Origin of the sequence: Streptomyces sp. HSG2, assembly GCF_016598575.1 — a bacterium.
Taxonomy (GTDB): domain Bacteria; phylum Actinomycetota; class Actinomycetes; order Streptomycetales; family Streptomycetaceae; genus Streptomyces.
The window spans coordinates 4,995,126-5,017,106 of record NZ_CP066801.1; the positions used below are offsets into that span (position 1 = coordinate 4,995,126).

Here is a 21,981-nt window from a genome sequence, read left to right on the forward strand (position 1 = left end):
TGATCCCATGGAGCGGGACGCCGGGACCGTGCGAACCGGGACGGCCGCCGGCCGGTGGGTGCTGCTGGCGACCGTTCTCGGGTCGACCATGGCGCTGCTCGACGCCACCGTCGTCAATGTGGCGTTGCCGCACATCGGCCGTGATCTCGACGCCGACCTCGCGGCGCTTCAGTGGACCGTCAACGGCTACATGCTGACCCTGGCCGCGCTGATCCTGCTCGGAGGGGCATTGGGCGACCGCTACGGACGCCGGAGGATCTTCGTCGTCGGCGTGGTCTGGTTCGCGCTCGCCTCCCTGCTCTGTGGTGTGGCGCCCGACGTGGAGGTGCTGATCGTCGCGCGTGCCCTGCAGGGCGTGGGTGGTGCGCTGCTCACTCCGGGCTCCCTGGCCCTGATCCAGGCCACCTTCCACCCCGACGACCGGGCCAGGGCGGTCGGCATCTGGTCGGGCCTGGGGGGCGTCGGCGCCGCGATCGGCCCGTTCGTGGGCGGTTGGCTGGTGGACGGGCCGGGGTGGCGCTGGGTGTTCCTGCTGAACGTCCCCTTGTCCGTGCTTTGCCTGACGGTCGCCCTGCGGCACGTCCCCGAGTCCCGGGACGTCCGGCGCGAGGGTCGGTTCGACGTCCCGGGGGCCCTCCTCGGCGCGCTCGTGCTCGCCCTGGTCACCTACGGCCTGATCGCCGTCTCGCCGTGGGCCGGGGCACTCGGCGTCGCGGCCGGGGTGGGGTTCGTGCTGTGGGAGCGACGGCGGGCCGAACCGATGCTGCCGCCCGCCATCTTCCGCTCGCGGTTGTTCACCGCGACCAACCTGGTGACGCTGTGCGTGTACGCCGCCTTCGGCGGCTTCTTCTTCCTGACCGCCGTCCAACTGCAGACCGTCGCCGGGTACTCGGCACTGGGCGCCGGCGCGGCGCTGCTCCCCACGACGCTGCTGATGCTCTCGCTCTCGGGCCGTTCGGGGGCGCTCGGGGAGCGCATCGGTCCGCGTATCCCGCTCACGGTCGGGCCCCTGCTGTGTGCCGCCGGGATGTCGCTGATGCTCCGAGTGGGTGAGGGCGCCTCCTACACGCGCGACGTGCTGCCCGCCATGGTGGTGCTGGGCCTGGGCATGGTCACGCTCGTCGCGCCGCTCACCGCGACCGTGTTGTCCTCCGTGGATGCCGGGCGGGCGGGCCTGGCCAGCGGTATCAACAACGCGGCGGCCCGTGCGGCGGGTCTCCTGGCGGTGGCGGCGCTGCCGCTGCTGACGGGCATGGGGCCGGAGGCGTACCGTTCGGCCGACCAGTTCCAGACCACCTACCGGCAGGCCATCCCGATGTGCGCGGGCGTCCTGCTCCTCGGCGCTCTGATCGCCTGGACCACGATGCGGACCACCGCCGCCGAGGAGCCGGTCGCCGAGCCCGAGTGTCGGATGCACTGTGGACTCTCGGCCCCGCCGCTGGAGCCCGTGCGGGAGTCGCCCCCCGTCACCGATCCCCCGTCCGACCCGGGCGCGGGGAGCGTCGGACGTGATTGACGGCCCGTCGGCGCTCGCGCGAGCGCCCCTCGGACCGTAGGGTGCCGGGATGATCGCGACGCCGGAGGAGTTCGCTCGGGGCACCGTCGACCGCGAGGGGGCGGCAGGAGCCGCCTGGCTTGAGGAACTGCCCGGGATCGTGGCGGAGTTGTCGGACCGCTGGCGGTGTGTGCCGGACGGCGAGGTGATGCACGGAGGTGTGGGCGTCGTCGTTCCCGTGCGAACGCGTGACGGGACGGGTGCCGTGCTGAAGGTGTCGTTCCCCCATCCCGGCAACGTCCACGAGCCGGACGCCTACGCCGCCTGGAGCGGGCGCGGCGCCGTCCGCATGCACGCGCGTGACGACGAGCGGTTCGCGATGTTGCTGGAACGGGTTCGGCCCTCGACCCTCGCGCGGGTGCGGGACCACGACGAGGTGGCGACGGTCGCCGGGAGACTCGCCCGCCGTTTGGCCGTCCCCGCGCCCCCCGGACTGCCCCCGCCGGACGAGCGGGCCGATGAATGGGAGCGGCGACTTCTTCGCGATACTTCGGAGTTGCCGCCGGCATTGCCACGTCGTGTCGTGGACGCCGCCGTGGCGACCGTACGGGAGCTCGGTCGGGCCCGGCCCGGCACCCTCGTCCATGGCGACCTCCACGCCGGAAACATCCTGCGCGCCGAGCGGGAGCCCTGGTTGGCCGTCGACCCCAAGGGCTGGGAGGGAGACCTCGCCTACGACGGCGGCACCCTGTTGAAGCCCCGCGCCCTGACACTCCTGGACGCCGACGACCCTCGCCGGGCCGTCCATCGCTTCCTGGACGCCTTCGGCGAGGCGGCGGAAGTGGACCGTGAGCGCGTACGTCGGTGGGCCCAGTTCCACGCCGTCCGGGCCGCGTTCTGGGGCCGTCGCCACGGCTTCCGGATCGCCCGCGGCGGGCCGCGACGGGATGGGATCATCGCCCTCGCGGATCAATTGGCGGGGATGCTCACCGAGTGCTCGTAAGGCCGAGCGTCCGGCGTTCGCGGTGGCCGGTGGTGTCCGCGGGCGGGGCGTCGCACGCCGTCACGGGGAGCCCGCCGCCCCGGCGAGCGGGCGTCCCGCCGGTTCGGTCTCGATCCGTCAGGCGTCGGGCACGGGCAGGCCCAGCTCGGACGCGAGCCGGCGGCGGTGCCGGTCGGGGGAGCCCAGGAGCCACCCGGAGCCGTGCGCGCGCTTGAAGTAGCGGTGGGCGTCGTGTTCCCAGGTGACACCGAGGGCGCCGTGCAACTGGATCGTCTCGCCCGCGACCGCCGCGAACGCCTCCGAGCAGACGGACTTGGCCGCGGCCACCCGCCGGCGCGATTCCGGCGAGCCCTCGTCGAGTGCCCACGCGGCGCCGAGCGCCGCCGAGCGGGCCGCCTCCACCAGGACATAAGCGTCGGCCAGTCGGTGCTTCACCGCCTGGAAGGCGGCGAGGGGGCGCCCGAACTGGACACGTCTGAGGGTGTGGTCCACCGTCATCTCCAGGCAGCGCTCGGCGGCGCCGACCTGCTCGGCGGCGAGCGCTGCGCACCCCCGGTCGAGGAGGTGTCGCAGCACGTCGTCGCCGGCCCCGTCCTCTCCGACCAGTCGGCCGGGTGCCCCGTCGAGCGAGATCCGGGCCTGTGCACGGGTGTCGTCCAGGGAGGGGGTCGCCTCCCTGCGGACCCCGGGACGTGTGGGCGTCACCCGGAACAACGACACTCCGGCCGATGTGCGCGCGGCGACCAACAGCACGTCCGCCTCGACGCCGTGCAGGACGTGTTCCTTGGTTCCGGTCAGTCGCCATTCCCCGCCCGGGCGGGGACGTGCGTCCGTCCTCACGGCGGCCGGGTCCCAGCTTCCGGCCTCGGCCCACGCCAGGGCGCCGACGGAGCGACCGGAGGCGAGGAGGGGCAGGAGCAGTGCGCGAGCGTGCCGGTCGCCGGAGGCCGTCAGTGCCTGCGTCGTCAGCACCGCCGAGCCGAGGTACGGGACGGGGCTGAGCACCCGGCCCAGTTCCTCCATCACGACGTGGACGTCGCGGGCTCCGCCCCCCACGCCTCCGTACTCCTCTGGGACGGCCAACCCGGCGGCGCCGACCTCCTCGGTCAGCGGTCGCCAGGCCGCTTCCCCCCGGTGGCGGGTCAGCAGCGCGCGGACGGCCTCGCCCAGCTCCCGCCGCTCCCGCGACGCCCTCACCGGGGCACCGCCTCGGCGACGACCCGGGCACGGCAGGCGGCCGGGGCGCCCCAGGCGTCCCGCAGGGGGCGGGCCTTGCGGATCCACAGGGACAGGTCCGGTTCGTCCGTGTAGCCGAGGGCACCGTGCAGTCGGAGCGCGGTCGACGCGGCGGCGTAGGCGGCCTCTCCCGCCGCGACCTTGGCGCCCGCCACCAGTCGTCCCGCGCCGGGTTCCGGCGCGGCCAGCGCCAACGCCCCGGCGTGTACGAGCGGGTCGGCGAACTCCAACCCCACAAGGGTGTCGGCGAGCCGGTGCTTCACCGCCTGGAAGGAGCCGACGGGCACCCCGAACTGCCGGCGCAGGCCGGTGTAGGCGACGGTCCGCTCCAGCAGGGCCCGGCCGAGCCCCAGAGCCTGCGCCGCGGTTGCCAGCGCGGCGACGTCGACGGCGTACGAGGTCGCCGCGAGCGCCCGCGTACCGTGTGCCCGCACCGTACCGCCGGACGGCCGGGCGAGTCGTCGGGCCGGGTCGGCCGACCGCTGCGGGGCTCCGTGGGAACGGGTGGAACGGACGGTCCCCGCGTCGGCGACGAACACCACGTCGGCGGCGTCGGCGTCCAGCGCGTAGGGGCCGCCCGCGGTCGGCACGCACAGCGAGACCAGGGCCCGCCCCGCGGCGATCTCCGGTAACCAGGCGGACGTCGCGGGGGAGTCGAGCCGGGCCAGGAGTGTCGCCGTCGCCATCGTCTCGACCCACGGACCCGGGACGGCGTACCGTCCGAGTTCGACGCAGGCGAGCACCAGCTCCGTGAGGTGCGTCCCCAGCCCGCCGCGGGTCTCGGGCACCGCCAGGGCGAACACCCCGGCGTCGGCGAGACGGGTCCACAGAGCACGTCCGGGGCCGTGGTCGCCGGCGGCCCAGGAGCGCACCACGCCGGGCGTGTCCGAGGCGTCGAGCAGGTCGCGCAGACCTCGGGCGAAGGCGGCCTGTTCGGTGTCGGGGAGGAACCTCATCGCCGACGCCCTCTCGGCAGGCCGAGCAGCCGCTCGGCGATGATGTCGCGCTGGATCTCGTTGGTGCCGGCGTAGATCGGCCCCGCCAGGGCGAAGGTGTGACCGTCGGCCCACCGTCCCCCGTCCGGAGCCTCCGGAGCGGAGTCGGCCAGTTCCCCGAGGGGCCCCAGCAGGTCCAGAGCGGTCTCGTGGAGGGCGAGGTCGAGTTCCGACCAGAAGACCTTGGACAGGCTCGCCTCGGCACCCGGCGACCCGCCCTCGGCGAGGCGGGAGACGGTGGCCCAGGTGTGCGTCCGGTAGGCCTCCGCTCCGATCAACGCGTCGGCGACCCGGTCGCGCAGCGCCGTGTCGGACGGATCGCCGCGTTCCCGCCACAGGCGGGCCAGTCGCGAGGCCGCCGCGCCGAACCGACCCGGGCTGCGCAGCGTGAGCCCCCGCTCGTCCCCGGCGGTGTCCATCGCCACCCGCCACCCGCGGCCGGGTTCCCCCACGACGTCGTGGTCGGGTACGAAGACGTCGTCGAGGAGCAGTTCGGCGAAGGCGGGCTTGCCGTCCAGTCGTCCGATCGGACGCACCGTCACCCCCTCGGCGTCCAGTGGGAACATGAGGTAGGTCAGCCCGTGGTGCGGTCTGTCCGGGTGCCGCTCGCTGCGGAACAGGCCGAAGGCGCGGTCGGCGAAGGCGGCCCGCGACGACCAGGACTTCCGACCGTCCAGCCGCCAACCGCCGGGCACCGGACGGGCGGTGGCGCGCAGCGAGGCGAGGTCGGAGCCGGCCTCCGGTTCGGACCAGGCCTGCGACCAGATCAGATCGCCCCGAGCCGTGGCCGGCAGCAGGCGGGCACACTGCTCGGGGGTTCCGTGCGCGAACAGTGCCGGGGCGAGCAGCGCGACGCCGTTCTGGGAGACGCGCCCGGGAGCGTCGGCAGCGTGGTACTCCTCCTCGAACAGCAGCCACTCGACCAGGGAGGCGGCGCGCCCGCCGTACTCCTCGGGCCAGGAGACCGCGGACCAGCGGTCGGCGGCCAGCGTGCGCTCCCAGCGACGATGCGCGGCGAACCCCTCGGCGGTCTCCAGGGAGGGCAGCGCGGGGCGGGGCACGTGAGCGGCCAGCCAGGCGCGTGCCTCCGCTCGGAAGCGACGCTCCGCCTCGCTGAGATCGAGGTCCATCAGCCCGACGCCTTACGCATCGCGCCGATGTTCATCCCGCCCAACGGATCTCCGCCGGTCTCGGCGTTGTGTGCGTGGGCCAGGTGGTGGAGTCCGAACACCGAGTCCAGGCCGGGGTGCAGTCCCTGGAGGTCCTCCGCCTGGTTGACGGCGCGTTTGGCCAGGGCCAGGCCCATGCGTGGCATGGTGGCGATCCGCTCCGCCAACGCGATGGTCTCCACCAGGAGTTCCGCCGTCGGCACCACCCGGTTGACCATGCCCAGTTCGTGGGCGCGCTCCGCTCCCATCCGCTCGCCCGTGTAGAGCATCTCCCGGGCGACGCGGGGTGGCAGGACCCAGGGGTGGGCGAAGTACTCGACGCCGGGGATCCCCATGCGCACCACCGGGTCGGCGAAGAAGGCGTTCTCGGCGGCGACGATGAGGTCGCAGATCCAGGCGAGCATCAGTCCGCCCGCGACGCAGGCTCCCTGCACGGCGGCGATCGCGGGTTTCGGCAGCTCCCGCCAGCGTCTGCACATGCCCAGGTAGACCTCGGACTCGCGGGCGTAGCGGCTCTCGGCGCCGGCCTTGCCCGTGTGGTCCCACCAGAGCCCGGCCCGCCGGTCGAAGGGGAGGTGCGAGTCCCGTCCGGGGCTGCCGATGTCGTGTCCCGCGCAGAAGTGGTCACCCGCTCCGGCAAGCACCACCACGGTGACGTCGTCGTCGTCCGCGGCACGGTAGAAGGCGCGGTCGAGGGCGTAGGTGAGGGCGGAGTTCTGCGCGTTGCGGTACTCGGGCCGGTTCAGTGTCACCAGGGCCACGGGGCCTTTTCGTTCGTAGCGCACGGGGTCCGGTCGGTCGTCGGCGGCACGGGGTGGCATCCGCGACCCTCCTTCCCTGACAGGTGTCCGTAGACTAACCTGACGGTTCGTCAGACGTCGAGGGTGTCGGGAGCCGCCGATGAACGCCGTCGAGGAGTTTCGCGCGGAGTTCCGCGACTGGCTCCGCTCCGCCCTCGACGGCGACTTCGCCGAACTGCGAGGGCGCGGAGGCCCGGGCCGTGAGCACGAGGCCTTCCCCGAACGACTCGCCTGGGAAAGGCACATGGCCCGAGCCGGCTGGACCTGCGTGGGATGGCCGGCGGAGCACGGGGGGCGCGACGCGACGCCGGCGCAACAGGTCGCCCTCCACGAGGAATACGCCTTGGCCGACGCCCCCGCCCGTGTCGGCCACCTCGGCGAGCAACTCCTCGGACCCACCCTGCTCGCCTTCGGCACCCCCGCGCAACGTGCCCGCTTCCTCAAGCCGATCGTGGCCGTCGAGGAACTGTGGTGCCAGGGATACAGCGAGCCGGAAGCCGGTTCGGATCTCGCCGGAGTCCGCACCCGCGCCGAGCCGGACGGCGACTCCTGGGTCGTCACCGGCCACAAGACCTGGACGTCGATGGCCCCTCAGGCCGACTGGTGCTTCCTGCTCGCGAGGACCGAGGCGACGGGGGCCCCGCGCGAGGACCTCTCCTGTCTGCTCGTCCCGCTCGACCAGCCAGGGGTGGACGTCCGCCCGATCAGGCAGCTGACCGGCACCTCGGAGTTCGCCGAGGTGTACTTCGACGGAGCCCGCTCCGACCACGTCGTAGGCGCTCCCGGCGACGGTTGGCGCGTCGCCATGACCACGCTCGGCTTGGAGCGAGGCGTGTCCACGCTGGGACGTCTGATCGGGTTCCGCCGCGAGCTGGAGAACCTGATCGACCTGGCCCGCCACAACGGCGCCGCCCGCGACCCCCTGATCCGGGATCGGCTCGCCCGCGCGTGGGCCGGCCTGGAGGCGATCCGGGGCACCGCCCTGCGGACCCTCGACGGCGTCACGGCCGGAGCGCCCGGTCCCGAGGCGTCCATCGGCAAGATCTACCAGGCGACCTGGCATCGCGACCTGGGCGAACTCGCCATGGACGTCTGCGGCGCCGCCGGCACGCTGACCGACGGCGCCCCCTACGACCTGACCGACTGGCAGCGGTTGTTCCTCTTCTCCAGGGCCGACACGCTGTACGCCGGCTCCAACGAGATCCAACGGAACGTCATCGCCGAGCGGGTGCTCGGCCTCCCCAGGGAGGGCCGGCCGTGACCGACCCCGGGCCGCCGCCCCGTCCGGCCGGCCATCGACTCCTGGCGGGCCGGACCGCCGTCGTCACCGCCGCGGCGGGCACCGGGATCGGCGGAGCGACCGCCCGGCGCCTGCTGGAGGAAGGGGCCCGTGTCCTGCTGTCGGACGCGCACGCTCGTCGGCTGCGCGACGTCGCGGGCCGCCTCGGCGAGGAGTTCGGCGCGGACAGGGTCGCCGCGCTGCCCTGCGACGTCACCGACGAGAGCCGGGTCGGTGCCCTCTTCGACGCCGCCGAACGACGCCACGGACGGCTCGACGTCGTCGTCAACAACGCCGGGCTCGGCGGCGAGGCCGAGCTGACCGACATGACCGACGCCCAATGGGCGACCGTCCTGGACGTCACCCTGACCGGCACCTTCCGGTGCACCCGCGCCGCGCTGCGGCGGATGCGCGCGGCGGGCGTCGGAGGCGTCGTCGTGAACAACGCCTCCGTCGTCGGCTGGCGAGCCCAGCGGGGGCAGGCCCACTACGCGGCCGCCAAGGCCGGGGTGATGGCCCTGACCCGCTGCGCGTCGGTGGAGGCCGCCGCCTACGGGGTACGGGTCAATGCCGTGGCCCCCAGCCTGGCCGACCATCCGCACCTGTCGAAGGTCACCCGCCCCGAGCTGCTGCGGGAGCTGACTTCCCGAGAGGCATTCGGACGCGCCGCCGAACCCTGGGAGGTGGCCAACGTGATCGTTTTCCTGGCCAGCGACTACTCGTCCTACATGACCGGAGAGGTCCTCTCGGTCAGCAGCCGACACCCATGAGGCGACAATGGTCCCGTGCCCACGAGCGACAGCGCCCACGACCCCCGAAAGCCCCCCGCCCACCCGGCCCGGCGGAGGGAGGAACTCCTGGCCGTCGCCGCCAGGGTGTTCGCCTCCCAGGGCTACGACGCCACCACCGTCCGCGGCATCGCCGACCGAGCGGGCATCCTGGCGGGCAGCCTCTACTACCACTTCGACTCCAAGGAGTCGATGCTGGACGAGATCCTCTCCACCTTCCTCGACGAGCTGTGGGACCGATACGACCGCGTCCTCGCGGCCGGACTCGACCCCCGAAGGACGTTGGAGGCACTGGTCACGGAGTCCTTCAGGGAGATCGACCGCCACCTGCACGCGGTCGCCCTCTACCAGCGGGAGGCCCGGCACCTGGCGGGACGACCCCGCTTCGGCTATCTGGCCGAGTCCCAGCGGAAGTTCGAACGGGCCTGGCTGGGCACGTTGGAGGCCGGCGTCGCCGCCGGCGTCTTCCGCGCCGACCTCGACGTGCGCCTCGCCTACCGCTTCGTGCGGGACACCGTCTGGGTCGCGGCCTCCTGGTACCGACCGGGTGGCCTGCACAGCCCCGAGGAGATCGCCCGGCAGTACCTGTCGATGGTGCTGGACGGTATCGCCCCGCGCTCCTGACCGCGAGCGCGCGTCCCTGCGGAAGGACACGCCATGGCCGAGGCCTATCTCGTCGAAGCGCTGCGCACGCCGATCGCGCGTCGTGGCGGCGGCCTGTCCCACGTCCACCCCGCCGACCTCGCCGCCCACGTGCTCCGCGCGCTGATGGACCGGTCGGGTGTCGACCCGGCCGCCGTCGACGACGTCGTCCTGGGCTGCGTCGACACCGTCGGCCCGCAGGCCGGGGACATCGCCCGGACCGCCTGGCTGGCGGCCGGGCTCCCGGAGGAGGTACCCGGCGTCACCGTCGATCGCCAGTGCGGCTCCTCGCAACAGGCGCTGCACTTCGCCGCCCAGGCGGTGCTGTCGGGGACCCAGGACCTCGTCGTCGCGGGCGGCGTGCAGAACATGTCGCAGATCCCCATCGCCTACGCCGCGCGTCGGGCCACCGAGCCCCTCGGTCTGGACCAGGGCCCCTACGCGGGGTCCCGGGGCTGGCGCGCGCGCTACGGCGACCGTCCGGTCAGCCAGTTCGACGGCGCCGAACTCATCGCACGCGAGTGGGACATCTCCCGAGAGGCGATGGAGGCGTTCGCGGCGCGCTCGCACCGACGCGCCGTCAGGGCGCTCGACGAGGGCCGCTTCGCCCGCGAGATCGTCTCGTTGGGCGACACCCGCCACGACGAAGGGCCCCGCCGCGACACCGGTCCCGAACGGATGGCGGCCCTGCCTCCCCTCCTGGAGGGCGGCCGGCTCACCGCGGCCGTCTCCGCCGGGATCTCCGACGGGGCCTCGGCGCTCCTCGTCGCCTCCGAGCGGGCGGTGCGCGAGCACGGCCTGACGCCGCGGGCCCGGGTCCACCACCTCTCCGCGCGGGGGGAGGACCCCATCCGCATGCTCACGGCTCCGATACCGGCGACCCGACACGCGCTGAGCAGGGCCGGGATGAGCCTGGGGGAGATCGACCTCTTCGAGGTCAACGAGGCGTTCGCCCCCGTCGTGCTTGCCTGGCTCCGCGACACCGGAGCCGACCCCGACAAGGTCAACGTCAACGGCGGGGCACTCGCGCTCGGTCACCCGCTCGGCGCCACCGGAACCCGGTTGACGACCACGCTCCTGCGTGAACTCGAACGCTCCGGCGGTCGCTACGGCCTGCAGACGATGTGCGAGGGAGGCGGCCAGGCCAACGTCACCATCGTCGAACGACTGTGAACGACCCACCCGACCTCGCTCAGGGGCCGGGACGCGCGGCCTCGGCGGCCCCCGGCCGCCCGGAGCCCGGCAGGCCGACCAGGGTCTCCCGGGCCTCGGCCACGATCCGCTCCATCAATTCGGCGCAGGAGGGCAGGTCGTCGATGACCCCCGCCACCTGGCCGGCCGCCATGACGCCGAGGTCCGTGCGCCCGTCCACCATCGCCGCCCTCAGCATCATCGGCGTGTTGGCGGCGGACAGTACCCGACCCCAGGTCATACCCGTGCGTCGCATCACCAGTCCGTCCCGGAACAGCTCTCGCCAGCCCGCGCCGGACTCTCGCCGGAACGCCAGGGCGTGCCGCGCCGCCCGGGCCGCCGAGCCGAACCGGCCCGAGCCTTCCCACGCGTCGACCAGGTCCGTCCGGAGCATCCGATGGGGAACACCGTCGACACGGCTGGTCACCGTCACGTCCGAGAGCCGCGCCGCCAGGTAGCGGGCCTTCACCCGCGGGGGGACCGGGCTGTCGGAGGTGAGCAGGAAGCGGGTCCCCATCGCGATCCCCGACGCCCCCCAGGCGAGCGCCGCGACCAGCCCCCGCCCGTCGCGGAAGCCTCCGGCCGCGATCACCGGAACGTCCACCGCGTCCACGACGTGCGGCAGCAGTACCGAGGTGGCGACCGACCCGGTGTGCCCGCCCCCCTCGGAGCCCTGCGCCACCACCGCGTCGGCACCCCACTCCGCCACCTTCTCGGCGTGTCGTCGCGCGCCCACCGTCGGTACGACGAGGACACCGGCGTCCTTGAGGCGGGCGATCAGCTCCCGCGAGGGTGCGCGACCGAAGGAGGCCACTCGCACTCCTTCCTCGACGAGGACCCGCACCCGCTCGCCCGCGTCGGAGGCGTCCGCCCGAAGATTGACCCCGAACGGCGCGTCCGTGCGCTCGGCGACCTCCCGGACCGCGTCGCGCAACGCCGCCACGCTCAGGGTGGCGCCCGCCAGGACGCCCAGCCCGCCCGCCTCGCCGGTGGCCGCGACCAGCCCGGGGCCGGACACCCATCCCATGCCGCTCTGGACGACGGGGTGGCGGACGCCGAACAGTTCCGTGAAGCGGGTGGAGATCTCCGGTCCCGTCATGAGGCCACCTCCCGGTCCCGAAACCCGGAGGGGTCGATCACCTCGCGAATCAGGCGCAGCTCCATCGCCGTGGGGGCACGCGTCCGCGGCACGGTGTCGGGCACCACGAGATCGAAGCCGGTGGCCTCGACGACGTGGTCCGCGGTGACCCCCGGGTGGACGGACCGAAGCCGCATTCGACCGTCCGGGGTGGCGAAGTCCAACACGCACAGATCGGTCACCACCTCCCCCAGACGGTGGTGTCGCGACGCCGAGGGGCCGGCGGCGCCCGCCCGGTCGTTCCCGACCCCGCAGACCATGTCGACCCGTTCGACGAACACCCGCCGCGCGTGTCGTGGAACCCAGTAGCAGGTCGGGTCGTTCACGGTGTTCCCCGGCGCCCCGCGCACCCCCAGCAACTGCCGCCGCGGACGGCCCCGGTCACCGACGAGGGAGATGTTCTGGTTTCCGTAGAGGTCCAGTTGGGCGGCGCCCATCATGACCCGCCGCCTCCCGGTCGCGACGAGGGCGAGATGGCGCCGATAGGGAAGCCAGCCCTCCACGCTCCGGGCCGGCGCGCCGAGCGCCGGCACCTCGTCCACCAGCAGCGCCTCGCCGTCCGTCAGCAGCAGTTCCGGAGCGAAGGTGAGCCGCGCCAGGCGGGCGCCGACCGTGGGCACGGTTCCCATCGCCGCGGCCAGGACCTCGCCGGCCCCGCGCCAGGTCTCGGCGCAGGCGACCACGCAGTACTCGGCCCGGGTGGCCGTCCGCGCGTCCGGTCCGCTCATCCCTCCGACCGCCTCGTGCCCAGGCCCGCCACGGCCGCCCGGTAGGCCGACTCGTCGCCGGCGAGGAATCGGTCGTGGAACGTCCGCCATTGCGCCCCGCCCCGCGCGGCCGTCACGTAGGCGCGCTGGAACTCCTCGTCGCGGCCGTAGTCGGGGGCGCAGGAGGTGAAGTGGGCACCCCCCGGGGCCTCCACGACGCCGGTGACGAACGATCGACTCACCAACAGAGTCTGCGGGCCCTGCTCTCGCAGCAACTCGGCAGTGGGGAGGATTCTTTCGCAGGAGACGAAGGCGGTGTCGGCGGCCTCGCAGAAAAGGTCGTCGAAGTAGGGGTCCGGCCCCAGGTACTGGGCGTTGCCGCGCGCGTCGGCGCGGTTGAGGTGGACCAGGGCCGCGTCCAGGCGCAGCGCCGGAGCCGCGACGAGTTCCTCGCCGTCCCCGTAGGGAGACCGGACGGTGCGCAGCTCCGGGTTGACGGTCATCACGTCCGAACCGAGGCCGGCCCTGACCGGCAGGAACGGCAGACGCTGCGCCCCCGCGGTGAGGCCCCAGAGGAACATCGACTCGTCGAGTTCCGTGAACGCGAACGCCCCCCGCTGCCTGGCCGCCGCGAAGTGCGGTTCCAGCGGAACGGAGTCGAGCGTGACGAACGGCGCGACCAACCTGCGTACGCGTCCGGCGGCGGCCAACAAGCCCACGTCCGGGCCGCCGCAGGAGACCACGGTCAGGTCGGTGACGGCGGTCCGTAGCAGGGCGCGGACCAAGGCCATCGGTTTGCGTCGGGAACCCCAGCCGCCGATGCCCACCGTCATCCCGCTCTCCAGGCGCCCCACCGCCGAGTCGAGCGTCGTCCGCTTGTCCTCGCTCAAGTCCTCCGCCCCCCTCGGTCGCTCGCCGCGGCCTCCACGCCCGCCCCTAGCGTCGAGTCGTCGACCGCCGACGAGGCGGTGCCCTCGGCCGGCGCCCGCGCGCCGAACCCACGGCGCAGCCGGTCGGCGACCCCGTCGAGAGCGGCCTCGAAGGTGAACCCCTGCTCGTAGCGGTAGCTGCGGCGCACGTCGACGGGATCGATGCCGTTCAGGGCGGCCTTGGCCAGTCGGATCATGGTCCCGTCCTTCGTGGCGATCTCCGCGGCCAACTCCAGCGCCGCCGCGCGCAGCGCCTCCCGGGGCACCACCCGCCAGACCGAGCCGTGCCGACGCAACTCCTTTGCGGTCACGGTCCGTGACGTGTAGAAGAGCGTCCGCGTCAGGTGCTGGGGCACGAGCCGCGCCAGGTGCGTCGCGGCGCCCAGGGCTCCCCGGTCCAGCTCCGGCAGGCCGAACACGGCGTCCTCGGAGGCGACCACCGCGTCCGCGCAGCCGACCAGGCCGACTCCACCGCCCAGGCAGAAGCCCTGCACGGCGGCCACCACCGGGACCTCGCAGTCGTAGATCGCGTCGAAGGCCTCGCGGCAGGCCCGATTGACCCCGATCAGCGCCCTGTTGTCGGCGGTCCGCCGCAGTTCGCCGATGTCCACGCCCGCGTTGAAGCCGCGCCCGTCGGCGGCGAGCACCACGCAGCGCGCCTCCGGGTCGGCCCCGGCCCCGCGCACGGCGGATGCCAGCTCGTACCAGCCCCGTATCGGAAGAGCGTTGACGGGTGGGAAGTCGATCGTGACCGAACGGACGCCCGCTGCCGGGGCGGAGGTGGAGACACCCATGAGCAGATCCGCTACCTTTCCACCTAACGTTTGTTTGGTCGAAAGGTAGCAGCGGTCGGAGTCGAGCGGGAGGTGCCCGGTGGCGGTCATCATCGATCTGTCCGGACGCGTGGCCCTGGTCACCGGCGGCACCCGCGGGATCGGCGCGGGCATCGCCCGCGCCTTCCTCCGAGCGGGCGCTCAGGTCGCGATCTGCGCCCGTCGACCCCCCGAGCGTCCGATCGAGGCGGTCGGACGCCGCGCCCGTTTCCACGCCGTCGACCTGCGCGCCCCGGACGCCGCCGAGGACCTCCTCACCCGGGTTCGCGTGGCTCACGGACGCGTCGACACTCTGGTCAACAACGCGGGTGGCACCCCGTACCGGCCGCTCACACGAGGCGGCGCGGCCCGTCACGAGAAGGTCGTGCGCCTCAACCTGCTGGCGCCACTGGCAGTCTCGCTCGCCGCCCACGAGGTGATGCGGGGTCAGGGAGGCGGCGGCTCGATTCTGATGATCGGCAGTGTCAGCGGCACGCGCCCCTCGCCCGGTTCCGCCGCCTACGGCGCCGCCAAGGCCGGCCTGGCGCACCTGGCCCGCTCCATGGCCGTGGAATGGGCTCCCTCGGTGCGGGTGAACACGTTGGTGGTCGGCATGGTCCGCACCGAGCGAGCCGCCGCGCACTACGGCGACGAGGCGGGGGTGGCCGCCGTCGGCCGCACCGTACCCCTCGGCCGGCTCGCCGAGCCGGCCGAGATCGGCGACGCCTGTGTCTTTCTCGCCTCCGATCGCGCCGCCTACATCTCCGGGGCGTCGCTCCACGTCCACGGCGGTGGGGAGCGCCCGGCCTACCTCGGCGCGCTGGGCGCCGACCCGTGAGCGGACGTCGCCGCGGCCCGCCGGCGGCCCCACCTCGGCGGACCCTCGCCGGGTGCCGGCGCCTCTCGACCGATCCCACCCAGGAAGGAAGGCCCCGATGACCGGACTGTGCTCCGGGCGCGTCGCCGTCGTCACCGGTGCGGGCCGCGGCCTCGGCCGGGCCCACGCACTGGCACTCGCCGCCGAGGGGGCCCGTGTGGTCGTCAACGACCTCGGTGTCGCCGCCGACGGTTCGGGCGGCGACACCGGACCCGCCCACGCCGTCGTCGCCCGCATCCGCGCCGCCGGTGGCGCGGCCGTCCCGCACACCGGGGACGTGGCCACGACCTCCGGCGCGGCATCGTTGGTGGAGACGGCACTGGATGCCTTCGGCCGCCTCGACACCCTGGTCAACAACGCGGGATTCCTGCGCGACCGGATGCTGGTCAACCTCGACGAGAACGACTGGGACGCGGTGGTCCGGGTCCATCTGCGCGGCCACTTCCTGCCCCTGCGGCACGCGGCGGCGCACTGGCGGTCGGAGGCCAAGGCCGGTCGCCCGCCCCGGGCCCGGGTCGTCAACACGGGCTCGGGCGCGGGGTTGGTGGGGAGTGTCGGGCAGGGCAACTACGCCGCCGCCAAGGCGGGCGTGGTCGGCCTCACTCTGGTCGCGGCGGCCGAGTTGGGCCGATACGGCGTGCGGGTCAACGCCGTGGCGCCGGCCGCCCGCACCCGGATGACGGAGCGGACCTTCGCCGAGGCCATGGCTCTCCCCGCTCCGGGCGGGTTCGACGCGATGGCCCCCGAGAACGTCTCGCCGCTGGTGGTCTGGCTGGGTTCCGCCGACAGTGACAGTGTCACGGGGCGGGTCTTCGGAGTCGAGGCCGGTCGGATCACCCTCTGGGAGGGATGGCGCCCCGGCCCGGCGGCGGACAACGGTGACCGCTGGACCGTCGCCGGCGCCGGAGAGGCGGTGCGCGGCCTGCTGGGTTCCGCCGCGCCCCCGTGGCCCGTCCACGGGGGCGCCCCCTGATCGGCCTCGCCGCCCCGGTCACGGGGAAGCGGCGGCTCTGGCCCGGTGCACCGCGAACGGACCCGGTAGGCCGATCGTCGCGGCGACCAGCAGGCGTATCCGGCGTGTCGAGACCTCTCGACGGGCCTGAGACGGTACAGGCACCGGCCTGTCCGGGGGCGCGCTCAACCGCAGCACCCCTGCCCCTCGGCGTGCGGGCAGTCCTGTTCCGCCCGGTCTCGCTCCACGGCCACCACGGCGGTCCGCAACGTGTCGAGCGCCCTCCCGAGGCGCTGGTCGGCCAACTCGTAGCGGGTGCGTCGACCATCGGGGACGGCGACGACGAGTCCGCAGTCGCGGAGGCACGCCAGGTGGTTGGAGAGCCGGCTACGGGAGACCGACAAGGTGTCCGCCAAGTCGGAGGGGTGCGCGGGTTCCTCGCGGAGGGCCAGGAGAATCCGGCATCTCAAGGGGTCGGCGAGCGCGCGCCCGAATCGGGCCAGCACCTCGATGTCGGAGGCGAGAGTGAGCACGACCAGATTGTACAACACATCCTGAATTCAGGACTGACTGAATCGTGGGATTTCGGGGGCGGAGTCGCTCACCACGACGTCTCGCGGACGCTCGCCTTGTCCTGGGGGGTCGAGCTCGCGGTCACCTCCGAGCGGTGCCCGCTGCCCGCGAAGGTCACGGTCAGTGCCTCGGGCGACTCCTGCTCGGTGTGCACGGTGAAGCCCTCGTTCGGCACCGCCGAGATCAGGCACACGTCCTCCGCGCCGAAGCGCACCGTCACCTTGCCGCCCTCGGACGGCACCGTGTGCACGCCGGATCCGCCCTGCCCGCAGACCGGTGTCCTCACGCTCGGCTCGGAGGTGGTGCGCGTGGTCTGCGGCGCGGGCGCGGGTGCGGTCGGCGACGGTGGCGGGTCGCTCGTCGGCGGGGGCGTGGCAGAGGGTTCCGGCGCGGCCGATGTGACGGCCTCCACCGGCGTCGGCGTCGGGGAGGTGACCGCGGGCGCCGGAGGGGTCGTCGGCGGGGGCGACGAGGGCTCCTCCGGTGCCGACTGGGCGACCGGTGCCGTCGGCCGGGTCGAACCCACCACGAAGTGGATGGTCGCGATGACGGCCGTGACGCTCGCCGCCGTGCAGGAGAGCCAGATGATCAGGTAGCGCAGTAGGCGGGGCACGACACCATACTGTCGGATCGTCTACCGTGCCTGCCCATGGCCTCCGTACTTGTCGTCGAGGACGACCCCGTGATCCGGTCCGCCCTGATCGACGTGCTGACCGGACACGGATACGCGGTCAGGTCCGCGCACCAGGGATTCGAGGGTCTGCGCGAGATCACGCAGAGCCCGCCGGACATCGTCGTTCTCGACCTGGGCCTACCCGACCTGGACGGCCTGGACGTCCTGCGGATGATCCGAGGGGTTTCGCGGGTCCCGGTGCTGGTGGCGACCGCGAGGGACGAGGAGCACGAGATCATCCGCCTGTTGAACGCCGGAGCCGACGACTACCTGGTCAAGCCCTTCTCCGGGGGGCAGCTCGCGGCCCGACTCGGCGCCGTGCTGCGCCGCGCGGCGCCCGCGACGGCGCCGGCGGCGCGACCTCGCGTGCTGCGCGTGGCCGATCTGAGCGTGGACCCCACGGCGCGGACGGCCCATCTGGCGGGCAGGGAACTTCCCCTCACCCGGAGGGAGTTCGATCTCCTCGCCTTTCTCGCCTCCAACGTCGACCGGGTCGTGTCCCGGCGGCGCATACTCGCCGAGGTGTGGCGCCAGCCCTACCTGGAGGACCAGACCGTCGACGTCCACCTCTCGGCGTTGCGCAGGAAGATGGGCGAGAAGGCCCGGGCCCCGCGCTACCTCCACACCGTCCGCGGCATCGGGATCAAGCTGGTCAGTGCCCCATGAGAAGCGCACTCGCCGGGATCGCCCTGGCGGTCACCTCCATGGTGGCCCTCTCGTTCCTGATACCCCTGGCGCTGCTGGTCCGCGAGCAGGCCCGCGACCAGGCCACCACCGTCGCCGAGCAACGTGCCGCCGCCCTCTCGCCCGTCCTCGCCCTTACCACCGAGGCCGCCGATGTGCAACAGGCGGTCGCCGAGTTGGGCTCGTTCGACCAACTCGCCGTCCGCCTCCCCGACGGCGCTTTGGTCGGCGCTCCACGTGCTCCCCGAGAGGCCCTGGAACGGGCCGTGCGGGAGCGCGAGACGCTCGCGCTGGACACGGCCGAAGGCTGGGTCTACCTCCAGCCCGTCGTCCTGCCCCGGGACAGAGTGGCCGTGGTCGAGGCGTACGTGCCCGGCGCCGACCTCACTCGCGGAGTGGCGGCTTCCTGGGGGGTGATGGCCCTGCTCGCCATCGGGCTGGTCGGCGGGTCCGTGCTGGTCGCCGACCGACTGGGGGCCCGGGTCGTCCGTTCCTCCCGAGGTCTTGAGCGGGCTTCCCTCGCGCTCGGCTCGGGCGACCTCGACGTGCGGGTGGAGCCCGACGGACCTCCCGAACTCCGAAGGGCCGGGGCGGCGTTCAACACCATGGCCGATCGGGTGGTGGAACTGCTGGCCGTCGAGAGGGAGATGGTGGCCGACCTCTCGCACCGACTCCGTACCCCGCTGACCGCCCTCTACCTGGAGGCCGACCGCATGGGGTCCACGCCGAGCGCCCGCAGAGTGACGGAGGCCGCCGGACAGCTGGAGAGCGAACTCGACTCGATCATCACCGCCGCCAGGACGCCACTGGCCGCCACCCGTTCGGCGACCGGTCCGGGCGCGGTCTCCCACAAGCCCTGCGACGTGGCGGAGGTCGTCGCCCTGCGGCTGGACTTCTGGTCGGTGCTGGCGGCCCAGCAGAACCGGCCCTGCCAGCGGTACCTCACCCCCCGCCCGACCCTCGTGCGATTCCCGGAGGACGAACTCGCCGCCGTCGTCGACGCGCTGCTCGGCAATGTCTTCCGGCACACGCCCCACGGGACGGCGCTGGCGGTCCGGGTGGAGCGACACGGCGGCCACGCCCTGCTCACCGTGGACGACGCCGGCCCAGGGGTGGCCGATCCGGAGGCGGCGCTGACCCGCGGTGTCAGCGACGGTGGATCCACCGGCCTGGGCCTCGACATCGTCGCCCGGGCGGCCCACGCGGCGGCCGGCGAACTGACCATCGCCCGAGCGCCGTTGGGGGGAGCGCGGGTCAGAGTCTCCTTCGCGCTGGCCGACCGGGCCGGATGAGTCGGCCGGCCGCTCCGCGAGTTCTCAGCGGCTGGTGCCGAAGTTCTGTGTCCACCAGGGGCCGCCGTCCCCGAAGTGCACGCCGACACCCAGCTCCTTGAAAGAGCAGTTGAGGATGTTGGCCCGATGCCCGGGGCTGTTCATCCAGGAGTCCATGACAGCGGCGGCGTCCGCCTGTCCCCGGGCTATGTTCTCGCCCACCGTGGACCACTGGTAGCCGGCCGCCTCGACCCGCTCGGCCATCGTGGAGCCGTCGGGGCCCGTGTGGGACATCACGCCGCTCGCGGCCATCACGTCGCTGTAGTCGTCGGCGGCCCGGGTCAGCTGGGCGTTGGCCGTGACGGGCGAGCAGCCCGCCGACGCCCGCTCCTGGTTCACCAGGGCGAGCACCTGCGCCTCGGGGCCACCGTCCGAGGTGTCCGTGGCCGGGGTGTCCACGCCGGACCCGCCGTCGTCCGCCGTCGTCGACCCGGAGCTCGAACTTCCGCCCGATCCACCGGTCGACGCTTGACCCGACCCCGAGCCGTTCCCCGCCTCGCTCCCCGATCCCGACCCCGCGCGTGACGATCCGGAGCCGTCCGGGGCGGCCTCCTTCTCGGGTGCGGGGTTCTTCGACGCCGGAACGGCCGAAGCCTCCGTCGCCTCCTCCTCCTCGGGGCTCGCCTCCGGCGACTCCTCGGGCTCGGTGGCGCTCTCCGAGGCGCTGGGGGCGGGCGAGGGCGTGTCCACCGGCGACGAGGCGTCCGTCCCGCCCCCGCCGAGGTCCGCCGATTCGTGGGCGGTGCTCGCCGCCACGTGGTCGGACGGTGTGTCCGCACCGCCGGAGGCGAGCACGAGGAAGCCGACACCCGCGGTCACGCCGACCGCCCCGAGCGCCAGCGCGGTGGTGCGTACCCGCGCTCCCCCCTTGCGGCGCGCGTGCGAGCGTGACAGGGGAGCGGCCCGGCGAGAACCCATGCGTACGACACCTCGGTTTGTCGATTGGCGGTCGACCCCCGGTGGACACGGAAGCGCCCACCGGGGGTTGTGGGGGGTGGCCGAGAGCCTAGGGGTCGGGAAACGGGCAAACCGCTCCGTCGAGGTCGTCTTCAAGAAGCCTTAAGGAAGTCGACAGGCTCCCGTGAGACGGCGCCGCTCCCGGCCCTGGTCCCGGTGGCGCCCGGCGGCCGGCACGGGCTCCGCCGCCACGCGGTTGCGGAGGGCGGTCCGACACGTGGATGATCCCTCGCAGACGGCGGACCACCGACGGCGTCCGCGGTCACACCGGTGAGAAGGGGAAACGCAATGCCCGAGCGGGACGAGCACTTCGACGTCGTGGTTCTGGGCGCCGGCCCGGGCGGCTACGTCGCCGCGATCCGCGCCGCGCAGCTCGGCCGACGGGTGGCCGTCGTCGAGGAGAAGTACTGGGGCGGAGTGTGCCTGAACGTGGGCTGCATCCCCAGCAAGGCCCTGCTGCGCAACGCCGAACTGGCCCACCTCGTCTCGCATCAGGCGGGTACCTTCGGCATCGAGATCGAGGGCAAGGTGTCCTTCGACTACGGGGCGGCGTTCCGGCGCAGCCGCAAGGTCGCCGACGGCCGCGTCAAGGGCGTCCACTACCTGATGAAGAAGAACAAGATCACGGAGATCGACGGGCGCGGCACCTTCCTCGACGCGCACACCATCGAGGTCGCCGGGTACGACGGCGAGACCCGCACCATCGGATTCGACCAGTGCGTGGTCGCCGCCGGCGCCACGCCGAAGCTCCTGCCCGGCACCCGCCGCACAGCACGGGTGGTCACCTACGAGGAGCAGATCCTCGCCGAGGACCTGCCACGCTCGATCGTGATCGCCGGGGCCGGAGCGATCGGTGTCGAGTTCGCCTACGTCCTGCGCAACTACGGCGTCGAGGTGACCATCGTCGAGTTCCTCGACCGGATGACCCCGTCCGAGGACGCCGACGTCTCGGCAGAGTTGGCCCGGCAGTACCGCAAGCTGGGCATCGACGTCCTCACCTCCACCCGGGTCGATTCGATCGACGAGTCCGGACCGCGGGTCCGGGTCACCGTCACCTCCGCCGACGGCTCGCGGCGCGTCCTGGAGGCCGACAAGGTGCTCCAGGCCCTCGGGTTCGCGCCCAACGTCGACGGCTACGGCCTGGAGCGGACCGGGGTGCGCCTCACCGAGGGCCGCGCCATCGAGGTCGACGGGCGATGCCGCACCTCCGTGCCGCACATCTACGCGATCGGGGACGTCACCGCCAAGCTGATGCTGGCGCACGCCGCGGAGGCCATGGGAGTGATCGCCGCCGAGACGCTGGCCGGCGCCGAGACGATGGAGCTGGACTACCGGATGATTCCGCGCGCCACGTACTGCCAGCCGCAGATCGCCAGCTTCGGCCACACCGAGGCGCAGGCGCGCGAACTGGGTCACGACGTCAACGTGGCGAAGTTCCCCTTCACGGCGAACGGCAAGTCCCACGGACTCGGTGACACCACCGGATTCGTGAAACTCGTCAGCGACAGCCGACACGGCGAGATCCTCGGCGCTCACCTGATCGGCCCGGACGTGACCGAGCTGCTTCCCGAGCTCACCCTGGCCCAGCAGTGGGACCTGACCGTCCACGAGGTCGCCCGCAACGTGCACGCCCACCCGACGCTGGGCGAGGCGGTGAAGGAGGCCGTCCACGGCCTCGCGGGTCACATGATCAACATGTGACCCGCGGCGGGCGCGCGCGGGCGACGGCGCGACACGACCTGACGCGGGC

The 21,981-nt window shown here is 73.4% G+C and carries 23 protein-coding genes; 12 read left to right on the top strand and 11 right to left on the bottom strand.

The window, feature by feature from the left end; genetic code table 11:
- Window positions 1–7: 7 nt before the first annotated feature.
- Complete coding sequence (locus tag JEK78_RS21775; RefSeq protein WP_200261870.1) at window positions 8–1,516, top strand: MFS transporter; 1,509 nt, start codon at window positions 8–10, stop codon at window positions 1,514–1,516.
- Window positions 1,517–1,565: 49 nt separating this feature from the next.
- Window positions 1,566–2,498 (top strand): aminoglycoside phosphotransferase family protein, encoded by a 933-nt coding sequence (locus tag JEK78_RS21780; protein ID WP_200261871.1) that lies wholly within the window; start codon window positions 1,566–1,568, stop codon window positions 2,496–2,498.
- A 117-nt stretch (window positions 2,499–2,615) separates the two neighbouring features.
- On the opposite strand, the gene JEK78_RS21785 is transcribed toward JEK78_RS21780, so the two are convergent.
- Genes JEK78_RS21785 through JEK78_RS21800 form a run of 4 tightly spaced genes read right to left on the bottom strand, consistent with a single transcriptional unit; the run spans window position 2,616 to window position 6,719 of the window.
- Entirely contained in the window at window positions 2,616–3,695 is a 1,080-nt protein-coding gene (locus JEK78_RS21785; protein WP_200261872.1) for an acyl-CoA dehydrogenase family protein, read from the bottom strand.
- On the bottom strand, window positions 3,692–4,690 hold the full coding sequence (locus JEK78_RS21790; protein WP_200261873.1) for an acyl-CoA dehydrogenase family protein: 999 nt from the start codon (window positions 4,688–4,690) through the stop codon (window positions 3,692–3,694). Before JEK78_RS21790 ends, JEK78_RS21785 begins: the two co-directional genes overlap by 4 nt.
- On the bottom strand, window positions 4,687–5,859 hold the full coding sequence (locus tag JEK78_RS21795) for an acyl-CoA dehydrogenase family protein (RefSeq protein ID WP_200261874.1): 1,173 nt from the start codon (window positions 5,857–5,859) through the stop codon (window positions 4,687–4,689). The genes JEK78_RS21790 and JEK78_RS21795 overlap by 4 nt, the downstream gene beginning before the upstream one ends.
- Window positions 5,859–6,719 (bottom strand): enoyl-CoA hydratase, encoded by an 861-nt coding sequence (locus tag JEK78_RS21800; protein WP_200261875.1) that lies wholly within the window; start codon window positions 6,717–6,719, stop codon window positions 5,859–5,861. The genes JEK78_RS21795 and JEK78_RS21800 overlap by 1 nt, the downstream gene beginning before the upstream one ends.
- A 79-nt stretch (window positions 6,720–6,798) precedes the next feature.
- Here JEK78_RS21800 and JEK78_RS21805 point away from each other — a divergent pair, with 79 nt between their 5' ends.
- Genes JEK78_RS21805 through JEK78_RS21820 form a run of 4 tightly spaced genes read left to right on the top strand, consistent with a single transcriptional unit; the run spans window position 6,799 to window position 10,580 of the window.
- Window positions 6,799–7,959 (top strand): acyl-CoA dehydrogenase family protein, encoded by a 1,161-nt coding sequence (locus JEK78_RS21805; protein ID WP_200261876.1) that lies wholly within the window; start codon window positions 6,799–6,801, stop codon window positions 7,957–7,959.
- Window positions 7,956–8,747 (top strand): SDR family oxidoreductase, encoded by a 792-nt coding sequence (locus JEK78_RS21810; protein ID WP_200261877.1) that lies wholly within the window; start codon window positions 7,956–7,958, stop codon window positions 8,745–8,747. The genes JEK78_RS21805 and JEK78_RS21810 overlap by 4 nt, the downstream gene beginning before the upstream one ends.
- A gap of 15 nt (window positions 8,748–8,762) precedes the next feature.
- Window positions 8,763–9,389 carry a TetR/AcrR family transcriptional regulator gene (locus JEK78_RS21815; protein WP_200261878.1) on the top strand — a complete coding sequence of 209 codons (627 nt, stop codon included), beginning with the start codon at window positions 8,763–8,765 and terminating at the stop codon, window positions 9,387–9,389.
- Between the two features lie 33 nt (window positions 9,390–9,422).
- Entirely contained in the window at window positions 9,423–10,580 is a 1,158-nt protein-coding gene (locus JEK78_RS21820) for an acetyl-CoA C-acetyltransferase (protein WP_200261879.1), read from the top strand.
- Window positions 10,581–10,599: 19 nt separating this feature from the next.
- Here JEK78_RS21820 and JEK78_RS21825 read toward each other — a convergent pair whose 3' ends face one another.
- Genes JEK78_RS21825 through JEK78_RS21840 form a run of 4 tightly spaced genes read right to left on the bottom strand, consistent with a single transcriptional unit; the run spans window position 10,600 to window position 14,166 of the window.
- Complete coding sequence (locus tag JEK78_RS21825) at window positions 10,600–11,697, bottom strand: nitronate monooxygenase (protein WP_200261880.1); 1,098 nt, start codon at window positions 11,695–11,697, stop codon at window positions 10,600–10,602.
- On the bottom strand, window positions 11,694–12,464 hold the full coding sequence (locus JEK78_RS21830) for a CoA-transferase (RefSeq protein WP_200261881.1): 771 nt from the start codon (window positions 12,462–12,464) through the stop codon (window positions 11,694–11,696). The genes JEK78_RS21825 and JEK78_RS21830 overlap by 4 nt, the downstream gene beginning before the upstream one ends.
- A complete protein-coding gene (locus JEK78_RS21835; RefSeq protein WP_242483440.1) occupies window positions 12,461–13,276 on the bottom strand; it encodes a CoA-transferase in 816 nt (271 codons plus the stop codon). The genes JEK78_RS21830 and JEK78_RS21835 overlap by 4 nt, the downstream gene beginning before the upstream one ends.
- A 53-nt stretch (window positions 13,277–13,329) precedes the next feature.
- The gene (locus tag JEK78_RS21840) at window positions 13,330–14,166 is read right to left on the bottom strand and encodes an enoyl-CoA hydratase family protein (RefSeq protein ID WP_200261883.1); all 837 of its coding nucleotides are present in this window, start codon (window positions 14,164–14,166) and stop codon (window positions 13,330–13,332) included.
- A gap of 79 nt (window positions 14,167–14,245) precedes the next feature.
- On the opposite strand from JEK78_RS21840, the gene JEK78_RS21845 reads away from it, so the two are divergent.
- Entirely contained in the window at window positions 14,246–15,022 is a 777-nt protein-coding gene (locus JEK78_RS21845) for an SDR family oxidoreductase (RefSeq protein WP_200261884.1), read from the top strand.
- 97 nt (window positions 15,023–15,119) lie between these two features.
- Complete coding sequence (locus tag JEK78_RS21850; RefSeq protein WP_200261885.1) at window positions 15,120–16,034, top strand: SDR family oxidoreductase; 915 nt, start codon at window positions 15,120–15,122, stop codon at window positions 16,032–16,034.
- A gap of 164 nt (window positions 16,035–16,198) precedes the next feature.
- On the opposite strand, the gene JEK78_RS21855 is transcribed toward JEK78_RS21850, so the two are convergent.
- Both JEK78_RS21855 and JEK78_RS21860 read right to left on the bottom strand, forming a co-directional pair.
- Window positions 16,199–16,546 carry a metalloregulator ArsR/SmtB family transcription factor gene (locus tag JEK78_RS21855; RefSeq protein ID WP_200261886.1) on the bottom strand — a complete coding sequence of 116 codons (348 nt, stop codon included), beginning with the start codon at window positions 16,544–16,546 and terminating at the stop codon, window positions 16,199–16,201.
- Window positions 16,547–16,614: 68 nt separating this feature from the next.
- The gene (locus tag JEK78_RS21860) at window positions 16,615–16,836 is read right to left on the bottom strand and encodes a hypothetical protein (protein ID WP_200261887.1); all 222 of its coding nucleotides are present in this window, start codon (window positions 16,834–16,836) and stop codon (window positions 16,615–16,617) included.
- Here JEK78_RS21860 and JEK78_RS21865 point away from each other — a divergent pair.
- From JEK78_RS21865 to JEK78_RS21875, 3 genes are read left to right on the top strand one after another with little or no spacing between them, the layout of a single operon-like run.
- Window positions 16,829–17,182 (top strand): hypothetical protein, encoded by a 354-nt coding sequence (locus tag JEK78_RS21865; protein WP_242483168.1) that lies wholly within the window; start codon window positions 16,829–16,831, stop codon window positions 17,180–17,182. The genes JEK78_RS21860 and JEK78_RS21865 overlap by 8 nt on opposite strands.
- A 53-nt stretch (window positions 17,183–17,235) precedes the next feature.
- Window positions 17,236–17,925 carry a response regulator transcription factor gene (locus tag JEK78_RS21870; RefSeq protein ID WP_200261889.1) on the top strand — a complete coding sequence of 230 codons (690 nt, stop codon included), beginning with the start codon at window positions 17,236–17,238 and terminating at the stop codon, window positions 17,923–17,925.
- Window positions 17,922–19,235, top strand: coding sequence for a HAMP domain-containing sensor histidine kinase (locus JEK78_RS21875; RefSeq protein WP_200261890.1), 1,314 nt, complete (start codon window positions 17,922–17,924; stop codon window positions 19,233–19,235). Before JEK78_RS21870 ends, JEK78_RS21875 begins: the two co-directional genes overlap by 4 nt.
- A 24-nt stretch (window positions 19,236–19,259) precedes the next feature.
- Here JEK78_RS21875 and JEK78_RS21880 read toward each other — a convergent pair whose 3' ends face one another.
- Window positions 19,260–20,192, bottom strand: a complete 933-nt coding sequence (locus JEK78_RS21880; protein WP_200261891.1) for a CAP domain-containing protein — start codon at window positions 20,190–20,192, stop codon at window positions 19,260–19,262.
- Window positions 20,193–20,519: 327 nt separating this feature from the next.
- Here JEK78_RS21880 and lpdA point away from each other — a divergent pair, with 327 nt between their 5' ends.
- Complete coding sequence (gene lpdA / locus JEK78_RS21885; protein WP_200261892.1) at window positions 20,520–21,932, top strand: dihydrolipoyl dehydrogenase; 1,413 nt, start codon at window positions 20,520–20,522, stop codon at window positions 21,930–21,932.
- Window positions 21,933–21,981 lie beyond the last annotated feature (49 nt).